This is a genomic window from Variovorax nivicola (assembly GCF_051216475.1).
Taxonomy (GTDB): Bacteria; Pseudomonadota; Gammaproteobacteria; order Burkholderiales; family Burkholderiaceae_C; genus Variovorax.
On the sequence record NZ_JBPJZK010000001.1, the window covers coordinates 405,469 to 426,947 of the forward strand.

A 21,479-nucleotide genomic window follows, 5' to 3' on the forward strand; every position below is an offset into this window, starting at 1 on the left:
GCGGATGAACGGCGTTCGTCATTTCCTGCTCGCGCTGCAGTTCTTCACGCGCGTGCCGGTGACGGGGCCGCTGGCCGCATGGGTCGGCTTCAGCCCGCAGATGCTGCGCGCGAGTGCGGCCCATCTGCCCGGCATCGGATGGCTGGTGGGTGGGGTGGCGGCGCTGGTGTTCACGGGCGTCGGCATGGGGCTGCCCGGTGTCGCGGGCGCGCTGGCCGCTGCCTTGCTGAGCACCGTCGCCACCGTGATGCTGACCGGCGCCTTCCATGAAGACGGCTTGGCCGACGTGGCCGATGGACTGGGCGGTTCGGCTGACCGGGACCGGGCTCTGGAAATCATGAAGGACTCGCGCATCGGCGCCTTCGGTGCGATTGCGCTGGTGCTGGCGCTGGGCCTGAAGTGCGCGCTGCTCGCCGTGCTGGCCGGGCGTGGGCTGCAGGCCGTGGCTATTGCCATCGTCGGCGCGCATGTGCTGTCGCGGCTGATGCCGCTGTTTCTGATCCGCTGGCTGCCTTATGTGGGCGACAGCGGGGCGAGCAAGGCCAAGCCGCTGGCGGATGCGATCAGCGGTGGAGCGCTGGCGATTGCGCTGGTGTGGACGGTTCCGGCGGTGGCGCTGCTGCTGTGTGCGCACGACGCCGTGCACGTCGGGGCGGCCGTGCTGGCGGCCGTTCTGGTCGCGGGCTGGATGGCGAGGCTGTTTCTTCGGCGGCTGCAAGGCTTCACCGGCGATGGCCTGGGCGCGACGCAGCAGGTCTGCGAGCTGGCGATCTACCTCGCGCTGGCGTGGCGTGCATGAGCACAAGCCGAAACCTCTGGCTCCAGCGCCATGCGCCCGTGGTGGCCGAGCCCGGCCTTTGCTACGGCGCCACGGACCTCGAAGCCCATGCGGACGCCACGTTCGCCGCCGCGCAGCGCATCGCGCCCTTGCTGCCTGCAAACATCACGTTGATCAGCTCGCCGCTGCGGCGCTGCGCCAGACTGGCCGATGCCATCGCCTCGCTGCGGCCCGATCTCCGGGTGCAGCACGACGCCCGGCTCGCCGAAATGAACTTCGGCGGCTGGGAAGGGCGGCCATGGTCCGCCATTCCGCGCGACGACTTCGAAACCTGGACCGGCAACTTCGCCGACGCGCCCGCGGGCGGTCATGGCGAAAGCGTGCGCGCCTTCATGCAGCGCGTGGCCGCCGCGCACGATGAATGGCTGTCGGGCGACGGCGATGCGCTGTGGGTCACGCATGCCGGCGTGTTGCGCGCCATAACGCTGTTGCAGCGTGGCATCCGTTGCCCTGCGGTTGCTGCGGAATGGCCTGCCGGCGAGATTGCGTTCGGCAGCTGGCTGACTTTCGACAATTCGCCTGCCATCTGACGGGCAACTCGGTCAGTCAGCTCAGTTCTTCTGCCGCCACTGTTCGCGCCAGAGCCGGTCCAGCTGCGGTGCCAGCGCCGTCGGCGGCGAGCCCACGAGGCGGTTGCTGCCGTTGCGCTGCACCAGGCCGTAGATGCGGCCGGAGCTCTGGTCGTAGAGCGCGATCGCGTTGTTGTCGAAGCAGTCGTGTGGCTTGCAGAAGGCGTGCAGCAGGTAGAGCGTGCCCTCGACCGTCACCCATTGCGGCTCGGGCGCCGGGCCTTCGCGGCGCACCAGCCAGCGGTCGTTCTCGCGTGAGCCCAGGGCGGCTCGCCAGGCCTTCTGCATCGCTGGGCCCTGCGCCAGCGCCGCAGGGCTGCCCGTGGGCGGGGGAGGCACTTTGGCCTTGGGCTCGGTGGGCGGGGGCTCGGCCCGCGCAGCGCCGTCGCAGCGCCAGTAGCGCTGCTTCATCAACTCGGGGCCCAACTGGCCGGCGACTGGCTTGTCGGCGTCCAGCGTGATGTACTGGCCGCGCGTCGCGCGGTAGACGAGGAATGTCATCGAGCCGGCCTTGCCCGCGTCGCTCATCAGCGCCACGTCGAAGCCTGCCGGCGGCGGGCTGTTGCCGAAGAAGCTGTGAGCCGTCTGCGGCTCGCGGGCGACCACGCGGCGCTTGCCGCTCTCGGCGATCAGCCTGTCCTGGAGCACCTGCAGCGTTGGCGCCGAGGCGTCGGCGCAGTTCGTCGACCAGCGGCCGCCGTAGAGCGTCATGGCGTCGGGCGGCAGGCCGGCGGCCGGCTGCTGCGACCAGGCCGCGGCCGGGAGGAGGGCTGCCAGCAGGGCGGTGGCCAGCAGTGCCCGGGTGTCGTGCATCCGTGTCGTCATTCTTCAGGCCGTTTTCGGGGAGGGCGTCTTTGGTTTATAGGCGCAGAAAGTAGCCACCGCACATTCCCAGCAGCGCGGCTTGCGCGCCACGCAGATGTAGCGGCCATGCAGGATCAGCCAGTGGTGCGCATGCAGCCGGTATTCCGGCGGAACGCGCTTCTCGAGCTTGAGCTCCACTTCGAGCGGCGTCTTGCCCGGCGCGAGCCCGGTGCGGTTGCCCATGCGGAAGATGTGCGTATCGACCGCGATCGTCGCTTCGCCGAAAGCCACGTTGAGCACCACGTTGGCGGTCTTGCGGCCGACGCCGGGCAGCGCCTCCAGCTCGGCGCGGGTGCGCGGCACCTCGCCGCCGTGCAGCTCCACCAGCATGCGGCAGGCCTCGATCAGGTGCTTGGCCTTGCTGCGGTACAGGCCGATGGTCTTGATGTATTCCTCCAGCCCCTCGACACCCAGATCGAAGATGGCCTGCGGCGTGTTCGCCACCGGAAACAGCTTGCGGGTGGCCTTGTTCACGCCCACGTCGGTGGCCTGCGCCGATAGCAGCACGGCTGCCAGCAGCTCGAAGGGGGTCGTGTATTCGAGCTCGGTCTCGGGTGTGGGGTTGGCGGCCTGCAGGGTGGCGAAGAAGAGGGGGATGTTGTCTTTTTTCATTGGGCTTCGTGAGGGCGGCTCGCGCAATATATCGTTGAAAGGCGATAGCCTTACGCAGCTTTATTGCCCCGGCTTTGGTGACAATGTCACCCAGAAAGTGAGACTGACCATGCAATTCGCCTCCCGCCTCGACAACGTCGAGACATCCGCCATCCGCGAACTCTTCAAGCTGCTGGGCAAGCCCGGCATCATCAGTTTTGCGGGCGGCTTCCCCGACAGCGCCATGTTCGACGTCGAGGGCCTCAAGGAGGCGAGCCAGAAGGCACTCACCGAAGAACCCGGTGGCGCGCTGCAATACGGCGCCACCGAAGGCTACGAGCCGCTGCGCACCCAGCTCAGTGCTTTCATGAAGACCAAGGGCGTCGACGTCGACCCCAGCGGCCTGATCGTCACCACCGGCAGCCAGCAGGCGCTGGACCTGCTGGGCAAGACCATGATCTCGCCCGGCGACAAGGTGATCGTCGAGGGCCCGACCTTCCTGGCGACCATCCAGTGCTTCCGCCTCTATGGCGCGCAGCTCATCAGCGCGCCCATCGACGCCAACGGCGTGAAGACCGACGAGCTTGAGAAGCTCATCGCCGAGCACAAGCCCAAGTTCGTCTACCTGATCCCCACCTTCGGCAACCCCAGCGGCGCGATGCTCACGCTGGAGCGCCGCAAGAAGGTGCTCGAGCTGGCCGTGAAGTACCAGACGCTGATCGTCGAGGACGACCCCTACGGCGACCTCTACTTCGGCGAAGCCCCGCCGCCGTCGATCCTGGCGCTGAGCAAAGATGTGCCGGGCAGCCGCGAGCTGCTGGCGCACTGCGGCAGCCTGAGCAAGGTGCTGAGCCCCGGCCTGCGCATCGGCTGGATGATTGCGCCGCCCGAGCTGCTGACCAAGGCGACGATGTGCAAGCAGTTCAGCGACGCGCACACGAGCACCTTCTCGCAGGCCACTGCCGCCCAGTACCTCAAGAGCGGCCGCATGCCCGCCACGCTGGCGCATGTGCGCGAGGTGTACGGCCAGCGCGCGCAGGCCATGGGCGCGGCACTGAAGCGCGAGCTGGGCGATGCGGTGAGCTTCACGCAGCCCAACGGCGGGCTGTTCTTCTGGGCGCGCCTCACGGGCGCCAACGGCAAGCTGGCCGATGCGAACGAACTGGCGAAGCGCGCGATCGAGAAGCTCGTGGCCTTCGTGCCCGGCGCGCCGTTCTTTGCCGAGAAGCCCGATGTGGCGACGCTGCGTCTGAGCTTCGCGACGGCCGATGTGGCCAAGATCGAAGAGGGCGTGAAGCGCCTCGGGCAGGCGCTGTAAATCACGGCGAGCGGTGCAGCCTGGGCGCCGCGAGCAGCTCCAGGTTGTCTGCAATGGCCGCATCCACGTTCGGATAGCGACCTTTCATTTTCGAGAGCGTCATGATGGTCTGCAGCGCCTTCAGGTCCTTGACCGAGGGCGCGACCTTGATCTGCGCGATGGCGGCGGTGGGGTTGCCACCGTTGATCAATGCCATCACCTTGCTTGCCCAGTCGTTTGCGCGCGCCATGTCTTTACCTGCTTCCATTCGAAGCGCCGACTGTACACAGCGCAGCGGCTGTCGCCGCCAAGACCATCACGCGATATCCGCGAATCCCCCGAAGAAGGCGCTTGCGTTGGCTTCCAGGCTCTCGAGGTGATAGCCGCCTTCCTGGACGATCAATGTCGGCAAGCCGAGCGCGCCAACTGCCTTGCCGAGACGCCCGAAGCCCTCGGTCGTCACCGCGACCTGTGACTGCGGATCGTCCTTGTAGATGTCGAAGCCGAGCGCCAGCACCAGCGCGTCAGGCGCGAAGCTCCGCAGCACCTTCGTTGCGTCGTCGAGCCGGTCGAAAAAGACTGCTTCCGGTGCGCCGTGCGGCATCGGGAAGTTGACGTTGAAGCCTTCGCCCTCGTCGGCCCCGCGCTCGTCCTCGAAGCCGGCCACTGCCGGGTAGAAATTGGTCGGGTCGCCGTGGATCGAGACGTACATCACGTCGCTGCGGCCATAGAAGATTTCCTGCACGCCCTGGCCATGGTGCATGTCGGTGTCGAGCACCGCCACACGGGCGAAGCGCCCGCGCAGCGCCTGGGCGGCGATGGCGGCGTTGTTGAGGTAGCAGAAGCCCCCGGCGGCATCGACGCGGGCATGGTGGCCGGGAGGGCGGCACAGTGCATAGGCCGCGCGGGCCCCGTCGGTGATGGCCGCTGCGCCGGCCACCGCGCTCTGCGCCGACCAGTACGCGGAGCGCCAGGTCTCGGCTCCAACCGGGCAACTGCCGTCGGCAAGGTAGTGCGCCGCCTTGGCCAGGATGCCGCGCAGGCGGTTGGGCTCACGCACGTAGACGTTCGACATCACCTCGTCGCCCCAGTCGGGCGGCATCTGCTTCCATTCGCCGTGCGCTTCTTCGAGAAAGCGCAGGTAGTCGCCGCTGTGCACGGCGGCCAATGGCGCCATGCCGGCATCGACCGGTCGCTGGAGGTCGAAGCCGAGCGATTGCACGGCGGCGACGAGCCGGAGCGCGCGCTCGGGAATCTCCTGCGGCGTGCGCATCTGTCCGCGCGACAGGTAGCTGCGCGGATGGTGCAGCAGTTGCTCCGGATGAAAAAAGGTCAGCATGGGTGATTCGGCGTGGCCGCCGCGGGATTTGCCTGGCAGCCATGGTAGCGAGCAAGATCGGTGCCCATCCAGGGCATCGGGCGGTGCCGGATTCGGTGGCTTTCACATTGGTTACGATCACCCATGAGAAAAACCTTTCAGCTTCAGGTCGAGGGCAAGCACCCCGACCGTCTCCTCGAAGCCATCAAGCACGAGATCCGCAAGTACATCAAACGCGAGCGGCGGCGCGTATTGCCCGAAGGCGCGGACTTCTGGGACTTCGACTGCAAGTTCGGCACCGAGGCCGAGAACGCCGAAGTCGTTCACCTGTCGGCCATCACAGGCCTCATCGACGGTGTGGTGAAAGAGGCGGGCAAGCAGTTCTACGTCGAGATCCTGGCCAAGCCCGGCCAGCGCAAGGCGCGCCCCGCGGGCGAAGCCGCAGCCTCCCCCGACGCCGAAGACTGACCCTCGCTCAGACCAGCGCCTGCGCCAGCCGCAGGCCGTGGCGCTGCTCCGCATCGTGCAGCGAGCGCGCAATCGAAGGGTGCAGCCGCACCCCGTTCTTCGACTGAGCTTCCCGACGCTTCAACCCGCCTTCGCCCGGCAGCCGCACAGGCTTGGCCGGGTCGATGGGCGTGTTGTCGCGGCACTTGGCGGCCACATGGTCCATCTGGTGCAGGAAGGCGTCCTTGCCGCCGAAGGCGTTCAGGTCGTGCAGCGTGATGTGCACCGTCGCGCCCCAGCCCTCGGGCGGATCGGCACGGCCATGGCCTGCGAGGCCGGCCGTGAGCGTCTCGACCAGCAGCGCCATGCCGTAGCCCTTGTGCCCGTGGCTCAGACCGCCGACCGGCAGCAGCGTGCCGGGCGGCTGGTCGAACAGCACCTGCGGGTTGTTCGACGGCTTGCCGGTGGCGTCGATCAGCCATTCCTCGGCGAAGGTCTCGCCGGCCGCGCGCTTGCGGTTGCTCATGCCGTTGGTGGTGATGGAGGCCGAAATGTCGACCATCACGCCGCCCTGCGACAGCGGAAAGCCCATGGCCAGCGGGTTCGGCGTGAACACCGCCTGCGTGCCGCCGAAGGGCGCGACGCTGGCGGCATTGGGGTCGGAGCAGGCGAGCAGCATCAGCATGTCTTCCTGAAGCGCGCGCAGCATGTAGACGGCGAGGCAGGCGATGTGGTGGCTGCGGCGGATTACGAGCGAGGCCGTGCCCAGCTCGCGCGCACGCGGCACGAGCAGGTCCATGCCCTGGTCCATGAGCCACGGGCCGGGCAGGCGCTTGCCGTCCCACAGCACGGCGGCGGGGCGGTCCGACAGCACCTCGGGGGCGCCGTCGCGCGTCATGCCGCCCGACTCGATTTCCTTCACATAGCCGGCCAGCAGCGCGAGGCCGTGCGTGTCGTGGCCCAGCAGGTCGCCTTCGACCAGCGTGCGGGCCACGCTGTCGGCCATCGACGCGGCGAGCCCGGCCTTTTGCAGCAAGGCGCTGGCGTAGTCCCTGAGCGCGTCGGCGCCGTAGAGCGGAGCGGTGTCGGTCATTTCAATACCTCCAGCACGCGGTCGAGGCCGCCTTCGTTGATGGCCAGCATGGCCTGCTCGCGCACCTTCGGCTTGGCGTGATACGCGACCGAGAGGCCGGCCTCTCCCATCATCGGCAGGTCGTTGGCGCCGTCGCCCACGGCGATGGTTTCCTGCGGCGAGATGCCCATGAGCGACGCCACTTCGAGCAGCGTGCGGCGCTTTTCTGCGCCGTCGCAGATGTCGCCCCAGCTTTGCGTGACGACCTGGCCGGTGAGCTTGCCGCCGGCCTCGTCGAGCAGGTTGGAGCGCGCGAAGTCGATGCCCAGCCGGTCCTTCACGCGGTTCGCGAAGAAGGTGAAGCCGCCCGACACCAGCAGCACCTTGAGGCCGGCCGCCTTGCAGGCCGCCACCAGCTCGCTCGCGCCGGGGTTGAGCTTCAACCGCTCGTCGTACACCTGCTGCAGCGCCTCGACCGGCACGCCCTGCAGCAACGCCACGCGGCGGCGCAGGCTTTCCTTGAAGTCCTTGATCTCGCCGCGCATCGTGGCTTCGGTGATGGCAGCCACCTCGGCCTTCTTGCCGACCGCATCGGCGATCTCGTCGATGCATTCGATGTTGATCAGTGTCGAGTCCATGTCGAACGCGATCAGCTTGAAGTCGGCGAGCTTGAGCGGCGGCTTCACGCGCTGGATGACGAGGCCGGGGGAGATTTCTTGAGTGGCGCTCATGGGGCTCATGCGGTGACGGTTTCCTTGACGATGGGTTGGCCCAGGCTGCGCAGCACGTCGCGCACCAGCTGGGCCCGGTCTTTCGGCTCTTTCAGCTCGCGCTCGATGCGCAGTTTTTCGTTGCCGGCGAGCTTGATGTGCTTGTTCTTCTGGATCAGCTGGATGATGGCCATGCCATCGACCGGCGCGTCCTTCTTGAATGTGATGTTGATGATGCCCGGCGCCGCATCGACCTTCACCACGCCGTAGGGCCGAGCGAGCACGCGCAGGCGGTGCGTGTCGATCAGCGTCTGCGCCTGCGGCGGCAGCTTGCCGAAGCGGTCGACGATTTCTTCCAGCAGCGTGTCGATCTGGTCGGGCGTCTTCGCGGTGGCCAGCTTCTTGTAGAACGACAGCCGCAGGTGCACGTCGCCGCAGTAGTCGTCGGGCAGCAGGGCGGGGGCGTGCAGGTTGATTTCTGTCGTCACCGACAGCGGCGACAGCAGGTCGGGCTCTTGGCCGGCCTTCAGCGCGCGCACGGCCTCGCTCAGCATCTCGTTGTAGAGCTGGAAGCCGATCTCCATCATGTTGCCGCTCTGGTTCTCGCCCAGCACCTCGCCGGTGCCGCGGATCTCCAGGTCGTGCATGGCCAGGTAGAAGCCGGAGCCCAGCTCTTCCATCTGCTGGATGGCGTCGAGCCGCTGCGCCGCGTGCTTGGTCAGGCCCTCGGTGTCGGGCACCATGAGGTAGGCATACGCCTGGTGGTGAGAGCGGCCGACGCGGCCGCGCAGCTGGTGCAGCTGCGCCAGGCCGAACTTGTCGGCGCGGCTCATCACGATGGTGTTGGCGGTGGGCACGTCGATGCCGGTCTCGATGATGGTGGAGCACAGCAGCAGGTTGTAGCGCTGCGCCACGAAGTCGCGCATCACGCGTTCCAACTCGCGCTCGGGCATCTGACCATGGGCCACGGCGATGCGGGCCTCGGGCAATATTTCTTCGAGCTTCTGGCGGCGGTTCTCGATGGTCTCGACCTCGTTGTGCAGGAAGTAGACCTGCCCGCCGCGCTTGAGCTCGCGCAGCACAGCTTCGCGGATCACGCCGGTGCCTTCGTTGCGCACGAATGTCTTGATGGCCAGCCGGCGCTGCGGCGCGGTGGCGATCACGCTCAGGTCGCGCAGGCCTTCGAGCGCCATGCCCAGCGTGCGCGGAATTGGAGTGGCCGTCAGCGTGAGCACGTCGACTTCGGCGCGCATCGCCTTCATCGCCTCTTTATGGCGCACGCCGAAGCGATGCTCCTCGTCGATGATGAGCAGGCCCAGGTTCTTGAACTTGACCGACGGCGAGAGCAGCTTGTGCGTGCCGACCACAATGTCGACCTGGCCCTCGGCCAGCCCTTTTGCGGCGGCGGTGATTTCCTTGGCCGAGCGGAAGCGGCTCATCTCGGCCACCTTCACCGGCCATTTGGCGAAGCGATCGACCAGCGTCTGGTAGTGCTGCTCGGCCAGCAGCGTGGTGGGCGCGAGGAAGGCCACCTGCTTGCCGCCCGTGACGGCGATGAAGGCGGCACGCAGCGCGACTTCGGTCTTGCCGAAACCCACGTCGCCGCACACAAGGCGGTCCATCGGCTGGGGCGAGATCATGTCCTGCACCACGGCGTGGATGGCGGCCTTCTGGTCGGCGGTTTCCTGGAAGCCGAAGTCGTTGGAGAACACCTCGTAGTCGGCCGGCGAGTAACGGAAGGCATGGCCTTCGTGTGCTGCGCGGCGGGCGTAGATGTTGAGCAGCTCGGCGGCGGAGTCGCGCACCTGCTCGGCGGCCTTGCGCTTGGCCTTTTCCCACTGGCCGGAGCCCAGCTTGTGCAGCGGCGCCTCGTCGGCGCTGACGCCGGTGTAGCGGCTGATCTGGTGCAACTGCGAGACGGGCACGTAGAGCGTGGCCTTGTCGGCGTACTCAAGGTGCAGCATTTCCTGCAGCAGCGGCTTGCCGTCGGGGCCGTTGCCCTGGCCCAGGTCCATGTGGATCAGGCCGCGGTAGCGCCCGATGCCGTGCGCGCTGTGGACCACCGGATCGCCCACGTTGAGCTCCGACAGGTCCTTGATGAGCGCCTCGACGTCGCTGACCTGTTCCTGCTTCTTGTTGCGCCGGCGAGTGGTGGGCGCGGTAGCGAACAGCTCGGTCTCGGTGACGAGGTCGATGCTCTGTTCGCGCCAGGCGAAGCCCGAGGCCAGCGCAGCGGTGGCAATGCCGATCTTTTCGTCTGCGGAGGCCTCGAACTCGGCCAGTGAGTCGAAGGCCGGCGGGCTCACGCCGCTGGCGCGCAGGAAGTCGAGCAGGCTTTCGCGGCGACCGTCGCTCTCGGCGATCAGCAGCACGCGGTGCGGTGTGGCGCGAATGTGGGCCTTGAGGCCGACCAGCGGGTCTTCGGCGCCGCGCACCACGGCGAAGGGCGGCAGCTTGTCGAACTCGGCGTAGGGCGCTTCGGTGGGCACGTCGCCGCGGATGGCAAGCTGCGCATGGGGCTTGGCGCGCTGGTAGAACTGCTCGGCGTTCAGGAACAGCGCCTCGGGTGGCAGGGCGGGGCGCTCGGGGTCGCCTTGCACCAGCCGGTAGCGTTCGTTCGTGTCCTGCCAGAAATGCTGGAAGGCCGGTTCGAGGTCGCCGTGCAGCACGACGGTAGCGTCCGGTCCGAGGTAGTCGAACACCGTGGCCGTCTCGTCGAAGAACAGCGGCAGGTAGTACTCGATGCCGGCGGTGGCCACGCCGTTGCCCATGTCCTTGTAGATGCGGCTCTTGGTCGGGTCGCCTTCGAGCAGTTCGCGCCAGCGGCTGCGAAAGCGCCCGCGCGCATCGTCGTCCATCGGGAATTCGCGGCCCGGCAGCAGCCGCACTTCAGGTACGGGGTACAGGCTGCGCTGGGTATCGGGGTCGAAGGTGCGGATGGAGTCGATCTCGTCGTCGAACAGGTCGACGCGGAACGGCACGGGCGAGCCCATGGGGAACAGGTCGATCAGGCCGCCGCGCACCGCGTATTCGCCGGGGCTTACCACCTGCGTCACATGGGTGTAGCCGGCCAGCGTGAGCTGGGCCTTGAGCTTCGATTCCTGGAGCTTCTGCTTGGCCTTGAACTGGAAGGTGTAGCCGGCCAGGAAAGCCGGTGGCGCCAGCCGGTAGAGCGCGGTGGTGGCGGGCACCAGCACCACGTCGGCCTCTTTCTGGCTGATGCGCCAGAGGGTGGCAAGGCGCTCGCTGATCAGGTCCTGGTGGGGTGAGAAGCTGTCGTAGGGCAGCGTCTCCCAGTCGGGGAACAGGGCGCAGCGCAGGTCGGGCGCGAAGAAAGCGATTTCGTCGATCAGGCGTTGGGCGTCGTTGGCATCGGCCGTGAACATCGCCGTGGCGCGCCCCGCGGCTTTCTCGCGCATGGCCAGCTGCGCCAGCAGCAAGGCATCGGCCGACAACGGGGGACGCGGCAGCGTGAAACGCTTGCCCGCCGTGAGGTGGGGGAGGTCCATGGAACGCTTGGTGGAAATGCACAACACCCCGCGCCGGCTGGCGAGGGGTGTGCGTAGCGGGCAATTCTAGAATGGCGGCCCTTTATTCGCTTGTCGGCCATCGCCGGCGCCGGGCCCTCATGTCCTCTTCCCGACTTTTCGTGCTGATCCCGTGTGCCGGCTCCGGCTATCGCGCGGGGCATGCGCAGTCCACTCAACCCAAGCAGTATCGGCGGCTGGCCGGTCTGCCGATGGTGGCCCACACGCTGGAGGCCTTCCGCGCGCTGGCGGGGCGCTTCGCCGGGCTGGCGCTGGTGGTGTCGCCGGACGACCGCGATGTGGATGCCGTGCTGCCGCGCTTTCCAGCCGAGAACGAATACCTGCTGCGCGTGGGCGGTGTGACCCGCGCAGCCACGGTGCGCAACGGCCTGGCGGCGCTGCGGCAGAAGGGCGCCGGCGCGCACGACTGGGTGCTGGTGCACGATGCGGCGCGCTGCCTCGTCACATCGAGTCAGATCGAGGCGCTGATCGCGGCCTGCGAGCACGACGCTGTCGGCGGCCTGCTGGCACAGCGGCTGGCGGACACGCTGAAGTCGTCGACGACCGAAAGCCGCGTGGCCCAGACCCTGCCGCGCGCCGACAAGTGGCTGGCGCAGACGCCGCAGATGTTCCGCATCGGCATGCTGCTCGATGCGCTGGAACGCACGGGCGACACCGTGACCGACGAGGCCGGCGCCATCGAGGCGGTCGGCCTGTCGCCGCTGCTGGTGCCGGGCAGCGCGCAGAACTTCAAGGTGACCTTTCCCGAAGACTTCGCGCTGGCCGAAGCGGTTCTGTTGGGCCGCAAGAAGGGCCTGGCATGACGAGCGCCTTCAACATCCGCATCGGCGAGGGCTGGGACGTTCACCAGCTGGTGGCGGGGCGCAAGCTGATCCTCGGCGGCGTCGAAGTGCCGCACACCACCGGCCTGCTGGGGCATTCAGATGCCGACGTGCTGCTGCACGCCATTACCGATGCGCTGCTGGGTGGCGCGGGGCTGGGCGACATCGGCCGGCATTTTCCGGACACCGATCCGCAGTTTCGCGGCGCCGATTCGTCGGTGCTGCTGGCCGAGGCGGCACGCCGGGTGCGCGCGGCGGGCTGGGAGATCGGCAACGTCGACAGCACCGTGATCGCGCAGGCGCCCAAGCTCGCGCCGCACATTCCGCTCATGTGCCAGCGCATCGCCGACACGCTGGGTGTGGCGCTGGAACAGGTGAACGTGAAGGCCAAGACGGCCGAGAAGCTCGGCCCGGTGGGCGAGGGCCGTGCGATGGAAGCTCGCGCGGCCGTGCTGCTTCACCGCTGACGCGGCCCCGGATCAGGCCGGCTTCTTGCTGCCGCCCTGCGGCTCGCCGGGCTTGGCGCTGCCCGGCGGCATCGCGCGCGGCATCCGGATGTGCGCCGCCAGGCCGCGGCCCGGCGTGCTGGTCAGCGCAAAGGTGCCGCCCATGCGCTCGATGTTCTTCGCCACGATCGACAGGCCCAGGCCCGCGCCGGCGGCCGAAGTGCGTGCCGCATCGCCACGAAAGAAGGGCTTGGTCAGCTGCGAGAGCAGGGCGGGCTCGACGCCCGCGCCGTGGTCGCGCACCTTGATCAGCACTGCGTCGTTGTTGGCCTGCGCCTGGATCGTCACGTCGGCCACGCCCGTGGAGGGCGACTTGCCATAGCGCCGCGCGTTCTCGACCAAATTGGAGATCACGCGCGTGAGCTCGACCTCGTCGCCCAGCACCCGCAGGTCGGGAGGCACTTCGACCTTGATGTTCATTTCCTCGTAGTCCTGCACCGCGTAGGTACAGGCGTCGACCACGTCGCGCAGCAGCACGGGGCGCGGATCCACATGGTCGGGCCGCGCGTAGTCGAGGAACTTGTCGATGATCGCGTCGAGCTGGGCGATGTCGGCGGCCATGTGGTCGCGGGCGTCCTCGTCGGCCACGCTCATCTCGGTTTCCAGCCGCAGCCGTGCCAGCGGCGTGCGCAGGTCGTGCGAGATGCCGGCCAGCATGATGGCGCGGTCCTGCTCGATCTTGGCGAGCTGGTCCGCCATGCGGTTGAAGCCGATGTTGACCGCGCGGATCTCGTTGGTGCGGGCGCGCTCGTCGAGCCGGTGCGCCTCGTACTCGCCCTCGCGCACCTGCATGGTCGCGCGCGACAGCTGCTTGAGCGGCAGGTTGATGAGCCGGGTGATCAGCGCCGCGCCAGCCAGCGACAGCGCCATGGCGGTGCTGAGCCAGACCAGCCAGGTACGCCCACCCACGCGGCTGAAACGCGTGGGATCGAGCAGCAGCCAGTAGGTGTCGCTCTCGATGGTGAAGCCGATCCACAGGCCCGCCTCGTCGTTCACGCGGCTTGCGACCGTGGTGCCTTCGCCCAATTGGTCGATCAGCTCCTCGGTCACGCGCAGGTCGAGCGCGCCGCTGGTGTAGGGCTGGAAGCGGTCGTTGGGCTCGCGCGGGAGGATGCGCACGCCCTCCTGGTCGGCCAGCGTCTTGATCAGCGACACCCGGGTGATGGCGTCTGAGTACACAAGCGCCGCGCGCGTGAGGTTCACGAGCGAGGCGATCTGGTGCGCGGTTTGAATGGCTCGGGGCTCGTACTCGAGCGAGCGGAAGGTCTGCAGCCAGGCGACCGTACAGCCGATCAGCAGCAGCGCCAGCAGGAAGAAAGTGCGCCAGAAAAGGCTGAAGCCCAGCTTGAGGCCGGGGCGTCGGTCACGTTGCGCGCTCGCTTCGAGCGGGCTCGGCATCGTGACCTGTGCGCCGTCCTCCTGAGCGGGGCCTGGTCTGGTGGATTGGCCGATGGCCACCTCTCAACGTGGCGTCAGGCCGTGCCGTCCGGCACGAACACGTAGCCCACGCCCCAGACGGTCTGGATGTAGCGCGGCGCTGCGGCGTCGGACTCGACCAGCTTGCGCAGGCGCGAGATCTGAACGTCCAGGCTGCGGTCGAAGGGCTCGAACTCGCGCCCGCGCGCCAGCTGGGCCAGCTTTTCGCGCGATAGCGGTTGACGCGGATGGCGCACCAGCGCCTTCAGCATCGCGAACTCGCCGGTGGTCAGCGAGAGTTCTTCGCCATCCTTCTTCAGGGTGCGCGAGCCGAGATCGAAGGCGAACGGGCCGAAAGTGACGGTCTCGTTCTCCGTGGAGGGGGCGCCCGGCGCCTCGAGCGGCGGGCGGCGGCGCAGAACGGCGTGCACGCGGGCCAGCAGTTCGCGCGGGTTGAAAGGCTTGCCGAGGTAGTCGTCTGCGCCGACTTCGAGGCCGACGATGCGGTCCACGTCTTCGCCCTTGGCGGTGAGCATGATGATCGGCGTGCGGTCGTTGGCGGCGCGCAGGCGGCGGCAGACCGAGAGGCCGTCTTCGCCAGGCATCATCAGGTCGAGCACGATCAGGTCGACCGTGTCGCGCAACAGGATGCGGTTGAGCGCCTTGCCGTCCTCGGCCACGATCACTTCGAAACCTTCCTGGGTCAGGTAGCGGCGCAGGAGGTCGCGGATGCGGGCGTCGTCGTCGACGATCACGATCTTGTCGGTGCGAGCGGGAACTTGAGTCATTTCTACAACGATGAATTTGTAACAGGGCCGATTCTGAAGGCGTTGAGTGGTCGTTGAGCCGGATTTACTTATGGTTTGACACTAAGTTACAAAACTTGCGGACGCTCGCCGTCTGGTCATCTGACGTTAGCGAGGAGGTGGCAAAGTCGCTCTTCCTGATGACTTCCCGCTCAATGAGACGTCCTTTTTCAGCCCTCCCGTTCATCTTCGTTTTCGCCTGCGGCCCGTCGCTGGCGGTGTCTGGCGACTTTTTCAGGGTGGGCGAGGTGCGTCGCAGCGAGGTCCGGGACGCGGTAGCGGCCCATCGGGCCGCGCAACGCGAGGAGGTCCGCCGCGAACAGGCGATCGCCGGCCGGCGCCTTACCGCCGCCGAGCTGTTCGAACTGCGGCAGCAGGTTCGCGGCCAATGGACCCCGCCCGCGGCGGGTGCTTTGCTCAATTCGGCAGAATCGCAGCCGGCGGAGCGGATCGTGCCGGTGCCTCCGGCCGCGGACCGCCAGTCGTTAACTGCGCCGCGCAGCCAGCGTCGCTGACGCGCCGGCCTGCCGATGCAGGCCTGTCTTTTCACACCAACAACAGGGAGTACTTCGCCTTGAAGAAAAAAATCAAACTGCTCGCGGCCTGCGCCGCCTTGGCTGCCGCCAGCTCCGCACTGGCCCAGAACGCCGTCACGCCAGCGCCGCAGAACGTGCTGCAGCTGACCGCTTCCGGCACGGTCGAAGTCCAGCAGGACATGCTGAGCATGACGCTCGTGACCACCCGCGACGCGACCGATGCGGCCACCGTGCAGACGCAACTGAAGGCCGCGCTCGACGCCGCACTGGCCGAAGCGAAGAAGAACGCGCAGGCGGGTCAGCTCGACGTGCGCACCGGCAACTTCAGCCTGTCGCCGCGCTATACGAAGGACGGCAAGATCAACGGCTGGCAGGGCTCGACCGAACTGGTGCTCGAAGGCCGCGACTTCCCGCGCATCACCCAGACTGCCGGGCGCATCACCACGCTCAGCGTCGGCAACGTGGGCTTCGGCCTGAGCCGCGAACAGCGTGCCAAGACCGAGACCGAGGCACAGAACATCGCCATCGAAAACTTCAAGCAGAAGGCCGGCGAGCTGGCAAAGGGCTTCGGCTTCAGCGGCTACACGCTGCGCGAGGTGTCGGTGAATGCAAGCGACAACGGCCCGATCCGCCCGCGCATGATGGCGGTGCAGGCCAAGTCGTTCTCGGCTGATTCGGCAGTGCCGGTCGAAGCCGGCAAGACCAGCGTGGTGGTGAGCGTGTCGGGCTCGGTACAGCTCAAATAAGAGAAACCCGTACCGGCGGGCTACCCTTTATTGGGCAGTCCAGCCGCCGTCCATGGCCCAGGCAACGCCCCGGACCTGGTCGGCCGCCGGCGAGCACAGGAAGACGGCGAGGCCGCCCAGTTGCTCGACCGTGGTGAACTGCAGCGAAGGCTGCTTTTCGCCGAGCAGGTCGTTTTGTGCTTGTGCGGCCGTGATGCCTTCTCGCGCTGCGCGGTCGTCGATCTGCTTCTGCACCAATTGGGTCAGCACCCAGCCCGGGCAGATCGCATTGACGGTGACGCCGGTGGTCGCGGTTTCGAGCGCGACCGACTTGGTCAGGCCGACGATGCCGTGCTTGGCCGCCACATAGGCCGACTTCTGCGCGGACGCCACGAGGCCATGGGCCGACGCGATGTTGATGACGCGGCCCCAGTTGGCTTCGCGCATCGCGGGAATTGCCAGGCGCGTTGTATGAAAGGCACTGGTGAGGTTGATTGCAATGATGGCGTCCCAACGTTCGGTGGGAAAGTCTTCGACCTTGGCCACATGCTGGATGCCGGCGTTGTTCACGAGGACGTCGACGCGGCCGAACTTCGACGCGGCGAAGTTCATCATGTCTTCGATCTGGTCGGGCTTGCTCATGTCGGCGCCGTGGTACTCGGCGCGCACGCCGAGCGCTTCGATCCCGGCCTTGGGGGCTTCGGCATCACCGAAGCCGTTGAGCACGATGTTTGCTCCTTGTTGAGCGAGGGCCTTGGCAATGGCGAGGCCAATGCCGCTGGTGGACCCCGTGACAAGCGCGGTTTTGCCTTTGAGCATGAAGATCAATCTCCGGATGAATTAGGATGCGACGAGACAATTATCCGCACCAGGACGACTTCGTTTTCATGACCGAACCGACGCTTCATTACGTGGCGTGCGATGACGCCCAGGGCGGCCATCGCATGGCCTATTGGCAATGGGGCGACGCGCGCAGTGCGCATGTCGTGATCTGCGTGCACGGGCTGACCCGGCAGGGTCGCGATTTCGACCCGCTGGCGCAGGCCATCGTGGCGCGCGCCGAAGGCAATGTGCGTGTGGTCTGTCCTGACGTGGTGGGCCGTGGGCGCAGCGACTGGTTGCGCGACCCGGCCTTTTATCAAGTGCCGGTGTATGCGGCCGACATGGTCGCGCTGATTGCGCAATTGCATCGCGAGCAGGCCATCGACACGCTCGACTACCTGGGCACCAGCATGGGCGGCCTGATCGGTTTCGTGCTTGCAGGCCACAAGGAACTGCCGCTGGCGCGGCCCATTCGCCGTTTCATCGCGAACGATGTCGGCCCGACGATCGAGCCGGCCGCGGTGCAGCGCATCGGTGCCTATGTGGGGAAGAACGGCAGCTACGAGAGCGTGCAGGCGGCCGCCGATGCCATGTGGGCGCTGTCGACCACCTTCGGCCCGCATACGCCGGCCCAGTGGCTCGCACTGTCGCAGCATATGGTGGTGCCCGCGTTTCAGCGCACGGCCGATGGCTCGGCCAAGGTCGAAGCGGGCAGTGGTGATGAAGGCTCCTGGCTGCTTCACTACGACCCGGCGATCGGCGTGGCGCTGCGTGCCATCACCCCCGAGGCTGCGGCACAGGGTGGCGCAATCATGTGGAGCCTGTACGACGCCATCGAGGCGCGCACGCTCATCACGCGCGGTGCCGTGTCGGATCTGCTGTCGCGCGAAACGGCCCTGGCCATGACGCAGCGTGGTCCGCATGCCAAGCTGGTCGAGTTCGAGGGCGTGGGCCATGCCCCGACTTTTGTCGACCCCGCACAGATCGCTGCCGTCACCGACTTCCTTTTCGACTGAGTGATTGAGTGAACGAAGCGTGAAGCGCGATTCTTCGAGCCTCCAGACGGCACCCATGTCCGATGCTGCGGCCATGGTCGACTACCCGTTGTCCGCTGCAACGGCCGACCGCACGCCGGTGATGGAGAACATGCTGGCGCGCGCGCGTGCATTCGCCGAGCCGCTGATCGCCGATGAAAAACTCGACACGGGCGAGAACACGCTCGCACACGCCGACGCGGTGGCCACCATCGTCGCGAAGATGGGCGGCTCCGAGGCCATGCAGGCGGCGAGCTACCTGGTCTATTCATGCCAGCACCTGAATCGCCCGCAGGAGGTGATCGCCAAGGTGTTCGGCGACAACTTCGCGGCTCTCGCGGTCGAGACGACCAAGCTGGTGCGCGTGCAGGAGCAGGCCCGCTCGGCCTCGCAGGGGCATCACGTCGAAGGCGCCGGGGCGCAGACCGAGAACGTGCGCAAGATGCTGCTGGCGTTCTCGCGCGACCTGCGCGTGGTGATGCTGCGGCTGGCCTCGCGCCTTCAAACGCTGCGGCATGCGGCCGCGAGCAAGCGGCCCGCGCCCGAGGGCGTGGCGCGCGAGTCGCTGCAGGTGTTTGCGCCACTGGCCAACCGGCTGGGCATATGGCAGGTGAAGTGGGAGATCGAGGACCTTTCGTTCCGCTTCCTCGAGCCTGAAACCTACAAGCTGATCGCGCGCCTGCTCGACGAAAAGCGCATCGAGCGCGAAGGGCACGTCGAGCAACTGCGCTCGCAGCTGGAGAGCGAACTGCAGGCCGAAGGCGTCAAGGCTGCGGTGCAGGGGCGGCCCAAGAACATCTACAGCATTGTCAAGAAGATGCGCGGCAAGTCGCTTGACTTCGAGCAGGTCTTCGACATCCTCGCGCTGCGCGTGGTGGTGCCTGACGTGAAGGATTGCTACGCGGCCCTGGCTTGGGTGCACTCGCACTTCCAGCCGATCGACGAAGAGTTCGACGACTACATCGCGCGGCCCAAGCCCAACGGCTACCAGTCGCTGCACACGGTGGTGCGCGAGTTGGTGGATGGCAAGGCGGGCAAGCCGATCGAGATCCAGATTCGCACCGAAGAAATGCACGACCACGCCGAGCACGGCGTGGCGGCGCACTGGGCCTACAAGGAAGCGGGCCATAAGGGCTATGCGGGCGTGTGGGCCAGCGGCGAGTACGACGCGAAGATCGCGGTGTTGCGGCAACTGCTGGCGTGGGAGCGCGATCTCTCGGGTGGCCTGCAGGGGCAGGGTCTGTTCGACGACCGCATCTATGTGCTGACGCCCGATGCCGCCATCGTTGAACTACCGCAGGGCGCGACGCCGGTCGACTTCGCCTACACCGTGCACACCACGCTGGGCCATCGCTGCCGTGGGGCGCGTGTCGACGGAGCGATGGTGCCGTTGAACACGCCGCTGTCGAACGGGCAGACGGTCGAGATCATCGCGGCCAAGGAAGGCGGGCCTTCGCGCGACTGGCTCAATGCCGAGCTGGGCTATCTGGCCAGTCATCGTGCACGTGCGAAGGTGCGTGCATGGTTCAACGCACAGATCACGCACGAGACTGTGGCGCGCGGACGCGAAGCGGTCGAGAAGCTGCTGCAGCGCGAAGGCAAGACGGCCGTGCGGCTCGAAGACCTGGCGTCGCAGCTGGGCTTCAAGTCGGCGGACCATCTGTTCGAAGTGGTGGGCAAGGACGAGTTCTCGCTGCGCAACATCGAGACGTTGCTGCGCCCGCCGGAGCCCGCGCCAGGGCCCGACGACGGCGTGCTCATCAAGAAGGCGCGTGGCAGCGAGAAGTCGGGCAAGGGCGGCGTGCTCGTGGTGGGCGTGTCTTCGTTGATGACCCAGCTTGCCAAGTGCTGCAAGCCCGCGCCACCTGACGCCATTCGCGGCTTCGTCACGCGAGGCCATGGCGTCAGCGTGCACCGCAGCGATTGCAGCAACTTCCGCACGATGGCCGCGAAGGATGGCGAGCGCGTCATCGACGTGGAGTGGGGCGTTGCGAAGAAGGGTGCCGACGCGCCCGTGTATGCGGTGGACGTGGCTGTCGAAGCGGCCGACCGTCAGGGCCTGCTGCGCGATATCTCCGACGTGTTCGCGCGCGAGAAGATGAACGTGATCGGCGTGCAGACGCAGTCGATCAAGGGCACGGCGTGGATGACGTTCACCGTTGAAATCGCGGATGCCGCGCGGCTCACGCAGGTTCTTGGCGTGGTCACGGCGGTGATTGGTGTGCGATCTGCACGTCGTCGCTGAAAAGCACGTTTTCTCCTGCTACAATAGCTGCTTCTCGGACACATCCTTAGGCGCGTAGCTCAGCTGGTTAGAGCACCACCTTGACATGGTGGGGGTCGTTGGTTCGAGTCCAATCGCGCCTACCAATTTCTGTTTCAACCCCGGCCAACCACCGGACCAGTTGAACAGGCATGCACCGGGTTCCCCGGTGCACATATCGTCCCTTGTGGTGATGCAGACAAAGACCTTGGCCATGTTGTTGTGCTACCTTGGCCGCTCTGCAATTCCATTTCATTTTTCTTGATAAGCGATCCGATGAATACGCGATCAACGCCGGTTGATCGGGCTCATGCCGACAAGCGCCTCGCCGCATTGTTGAGGCAGGCTCCTCTCGAGTTTGCGCGTGCTGTCTACGGCATCAACGACTACGCAGGCGGGCGCACCGACACCATGGCGGCGCGCGAGGTGGTGCGTGCACAACGCCAGGGCATGCCTCTGACCGAAGAGCGCGCCGAGCAACGCGCTCGCGCCTATCTGCCGACCGTGGGACAAGAGCATTGCCCGCGCTGCTGGGTGGTCTACGGGCAGAAAACGCCACTGCGCTTTCGGGAGGCCGACGAAGAGCGACCCGAGACGGCCGCCTGCCATGCATGCGGCGCGGAGTACGCGACATCGCCGGATTGAGGAAAGTGCCGCGTCTGGTCAGGGTAAACCTTGTCGCGGCGCAGCAAAACCGCTCCCTAGAATCATCCGATGACATGGGCGTCCATGTGAAGGAGTCCGCAGTGCAGAGCAAGAAGTCCGGGGTCAAGCCGGTACAGCGTGTGATCAAGAAGTACCCCAACCGAAGGCTCTACGACACCGAGACATCCACGTACATCACGCTGACCGAGGTGAAGCAGTTGGTCATCCAGAGCGCTCAGTTCGTGGTGCGCGATGCCAAGACCGGCGACGACCTCACGCGCAGCATCCTGCTGCAGATCATTCTCGAAGAAGAGGCGGGTGGCGCGCCGATGTTCACCGAGCAAGTGCTGGCCAACATCATCCGTTTCTACGGGCAGGCGATGCAGGGCTACATGGGCCCGTACCTCGAGAAGAATATTCAGGCCATGACCGAGGTGCAGGCGCAGCTCGCCGAAAAGGCCGAAGGCCTGACGCCCGAGATGTGGTCGCGCTTCATGAGCATGCAGTCGCCGATGCTGCAGGGGCTGATGGGCAATTACGTCGAGCAATCGAAGAACGTATTCCTGCAGATGCAGGAGCAGATGCAGAAAAACACCGAGCAGGTACTGGGGGCCTTTGGCATTAAGCGACCCTGAATGTCCTGCCGTCACC

At 66.8% G+C, this 21,479-nt stretch carries 22 protein-coding genes and 1 tRNA gene; 13 read left to right on the forward strand and 10 right to left on the reverse strand.

Translation table 11 applies throughout. The features are described 5' to 3' along the window. The first annotated feature begins 4 nt into the window (after window positions 1–4). Both ACSFBF_RS01875 and ACSFBF_RS01880 read left to right on the forward strand, forming a co-directional pair. On the forward strand, window positions 5–799 hold the full coding sequence (locus ACSFBF_RS01875) for an adenosylcobinamide-GDP ribazoletransferase (RefSeq protein ID WP_435464665.1): 795 nt from the start codon (window positions 5–7) through the stop codon (window positions 797–799). After that, window positions 796–1,368, forward strand: a complete 573-nt coding sequence (locus ACSFBF_RS01880; RefSeq protein WP_435464666.1) for a histidine phosphatase family protein — start codon at window positions 796–798, stop codon at window positions 1,366–1,368. Before ACSFBF_RS01875 ends, ACSFBF_RS01880 begins: the two co-directional genes overlap by 4 nt. Before the next feature lie 21 nt (window positions 1,369–1,389). Here the strand turns inward: ACSFBF_RS01880 and ACSFBF_RS01885 are convergent, their stop codons facing one another. Then, window positions 1,390–2,220: an Ivy family c-type lysozyme inhibitor gene (locus ACSFBF_RS01885; protein WP_435464667.1), complete on the reverse strand. Its 831-nt coding sequence runs from the start codon at window positions 2,218–2,220 to the stop codon at window positions 1,390–1,392. A gap of 15 nt (window positions 2,221–2,235) precedes the next feature. Then, window positions 2,236–2,883: an endonuclease III gene (nth, locus tag ACSFBF_RS01890; protein WP_435464668.1), complete on the reverse strand. Its 648-nt coding sequence runs from the start codon at window positions 2,881–2,883 to the stop codon at window positions 2,236–2,238. 109 nt (window positions 2,884–2,992) lie between these two features. Between nth and ACSFBF_RS01895 the strand changes: the two genes are divergently transcribed. Continuing rightward, on the forward strand, window positions 2,993–4,180 hold the full coding sequence (locus ACSFBF_RS01895) for an aminotransferase-like domain-containing protein (RefSeq protein ID WP_435464669.1): 1,188 nt from the start codon (window positions 2,993–2,995) through the stop codon (window positions 4,178–4,180). 1 nt (window position 4,181) lies between these two features. On the opposite strand, the gene ACSFBF_RS01900 is transcribed toward ACSFBF_RS01895, so the two are convergent. Beyond that, complete coding sequence (locus tag ACSFBF_RS01900) at window positions 4,182–4,409, reverse strand: hypothetical protein (RefSeq protein WP_081267286.1); 228 nt, start codon at window positions 4,407–4,409, stop codon at window positions 4,182–4,184. Window positions 4,410–4,475: 66 nt separating this feature from the next. After that, window positions 4,476–5,498, reverse strand: a complete 1,023-nt coding sequence (locus ACSFBF_RS01905; RefSeq protein ID WP_435464670.1) for a histone deacetylase family protein — start codon at window positions 5,496–5,498, stop codon at window positions 4,476–4,478. 123 nt (window positions 5,499–5,621) lie between these two features. On the opposite strand from ACSFBF_RS01905, the gene ACSFBF_RS01910 reads away from it, so the two are divergent. After that, window positions 5,622–5,945 (forward strand): DUF6172 family protein, encoded by a 324-nt coding sequence (locus ACSFBF_RS01910; protein WP_258354467.1) that lies wholly within the window; start codon window positions 5,622–5,624, stop codon window positions 5,943–5,945. Window positions 5,946–5,952: 7 nt separating this feature from the next. Here ACSFBF_RS01910 and ACSFBF_RS01915 read toward each other — a convergent pair whose 3' ends face one another. Genes ACSFBF_RS01915 through mfd form a run of 3 tightly spaced genes read right to left on the reverse strand, consistent with a single transcriptional unit; the run spans window position 5,953 to window position 11,215 of the window. Further along, a complete protein-coding gene (locus ACSFBF_RS01915) occupies window positions 5,953–7,017 on the reverse strand; it encodes an Ldh family oxidoreductase (RefSeq protein WP_435464671.1) in 1,065 nt (354 codons plus the stop codon). After that, the gene (serB, locus tag ACSFBF_RS01920; protein WP_435464672.1) at window positions 7,014–7,727 is read right to left on the reverse strand and encodes a phosphoserine phosphatase SerB; all 714 of its coding nucleotides are present in this window, start codon (window positions 7,725–7,727) and stop codon (window positions 7,014–7,016) included. Before serB ends, ACSFBF_RS01915 begins: the two co-directional genes overlap by 4 nt. 5 nt (window positions 7,728–7,732) lie before the next feature. Beyond that, window positions 7,733–11,215, reverse strand: a complete 3,483-nt coding sequence (gene mfd / locus ACSFBF_RS01925) for a transcription-repair coupling factor (RefSeq protein WP_435464673.1) — start codon at window positions 11,213–11,215, stop codon at window positions 7,733–7,735. Between the two features lie 119 nt (window positions 11,216–11,334). On the opposite strand from mfd, the gene ispD reads away from it, so the two are divergent. Together ispD and ispF are read left to right on the forward strand one after the other, a co-directional pair. Beyond that, complete coding sequence (ispD, locus tag ACSFBF_RS01930) at window positions 11,335–12,057, forward strand: 2-C-methyl-D-erythritol 4-phosphate cytidylyltransferase (protein ID WP_435464674.1); 723 nt, start codon at window positions 11,335–11,337, stop codon at window positions 12,055–12,057. Continuing rightward, window positions 12,054–12,542: a 2-C-methyl-D-erythritol 2,4-cyclodiphosphate synthase gene (ispF, locus tag ACSFBF_RS01935; RefSeq protein ID WP_435464675.1), complete on the forward strand. Its 489-nt coding sequence runs from the start codon at window positions 12,054–12,056 to the stop codon at window positions 12,540–12,542. The genes ispD and ispF overlap by 4 nt, the downstream gene beginning before the upstream one ends. A 12-nt stretch (window positions 12,543–12,554) precedes the next feature. Here the strand turns inward: ispF and ACSFBF_RS01940 are convergent, their stop codons facing one another. Then, window positions 12,555–13,979: a sensor histidine kinase gene (locus tag ACSFBF_RS01940; protein WP_435464676.1), complete on the reverse strand. Its 1,425-nt coding sequence runs from the start codon at window positions 13,977–13,979 to the stop codon at window positions 12,555–12,557. A gap of 74 nt (window positions 13,980–14,053) precedes the next feature. Then, window positions 14,054–14,785 carry an osmolarity response regulator transcription factor OmpR gene (gene ompR, locus ACSFBF_RS01945; protein ID WP_007837017.1) on the reverse strand — a complete coding sequence of 244 codons (732 nt, stop codon included), beginning with the start codon at window positions 14,783–14,785 and terminating at the stop codon, window positions 14,054–14,056. Between the two features lie 173 nt (window positions 14,786–14,958). Between ompR and ACSFBF_RS01950 the strand changes: the two genes are divergently transcribed. Continuing rightward, a complete protein-coding gene (locus ACSFBF_RS01950; RefSeq protein ID WP_435464677.1) occupies window positions 14,959–15,318 on the forward strand; it encodes a hypothetical protein in 360 nt (119 codons plus the stop codon). Window positions 15,319–15,377: 59 nt separating this feature from the next. Further along, entirely contained in the window at window positions 15,378–16,085 is a 708-nt protein-coding gene (locus ACSFBF_RS01955) for an SIMPL domain-containing protein (RefSeq protein WP_435464678.1), read from the forward strand. Between the two features lie 27 nt (window positions 16,086–16,112). On the opposite strand, the gene ACSFBF_RS01960 is transcribed toward ACSFBF_RS01955, so the two are convergent. Beyond that, window positions 16,113–16,883 carry a 3-hydroxybutyrate dehydrogenase gene (locus ACSFBF_RS01960; protein WP_435464679.1) on the reverse strand — a complete coding sequence of 257 codons (771 nt, stop codon included), beginning with the start codon at window positions 16,881–16,883 and terminating at the stop codon, window positions 16,113–16,115. Window positions 16,884–16,909: 26 nt separating this feature from the next. On the opposite strand from ACSFBF_RS01960, the gene ACSFBF_RS01965 reads away from it, so the two are divergent. From ACSFBF_RS01965 to phaR, 5 genes are all read left to right on the forward strand, one after another. Next, window positions 16,910–17,902: an alpha/beta fold hydrolase gene (locus ACSFBF_RS01965; protein ID WP_435464680.1), complete on the forward strand. Its 993-nt coding sequence runs from the start codon at window positions 16,910–16,912 to the stop codon at window positions 17,900–17,902. Between the two features lie 55 nt (window positions 17,903–17,957). Then, window positions 17,958–20,165 carry a RelA/SpoT family protein gene (locus ACSFBF_RS01970; RefSeq protein WP_435464681.1) on the forward strand — a complete coding sequence of 736 codons (2,208 nt, stop codon included), beginning with the start codon at window positions 17,958–17,960 and terminating at the stop codon, window positions 20,163–20,165. Window positions 20,166–20,213: 48 nt separating this feature from the next. Beyond that, window positions 20,214–20,290 (forward strand) — tRNA-Val (locus tag ACSFBF_RS01975). 169 nt (window positions 20,291–20,459) lie between these two features. Further along, window positions 20,460–20,828, forward strand: coding sequence for a hypothetical protein (locus ACSFBF_RS01980; protein WP_093056533.1), 369 nt, complete (start codon window positions 20,460–20,462; stop codon window positions 20,826–20,828). A gap of 74 nt (window positions 20,829–20,902) precedes the next feature. Further along, window positions 20,903–21,463 (forward strand): polyhydroxyalkanoate synthesis repressor PhaR, encoded by a 561-nt coding sequence (gene phaR / locus ACSFBF_RS01985; RefSeq protein ID WP_435464682.1) that lies wholly within the window; start codon window positions 20,903–20,905, stop codon window positions 21,461–21,463. The last annotated feature ends 16 nt before the right edge of the window (window positions 21,464–21,479 follow it).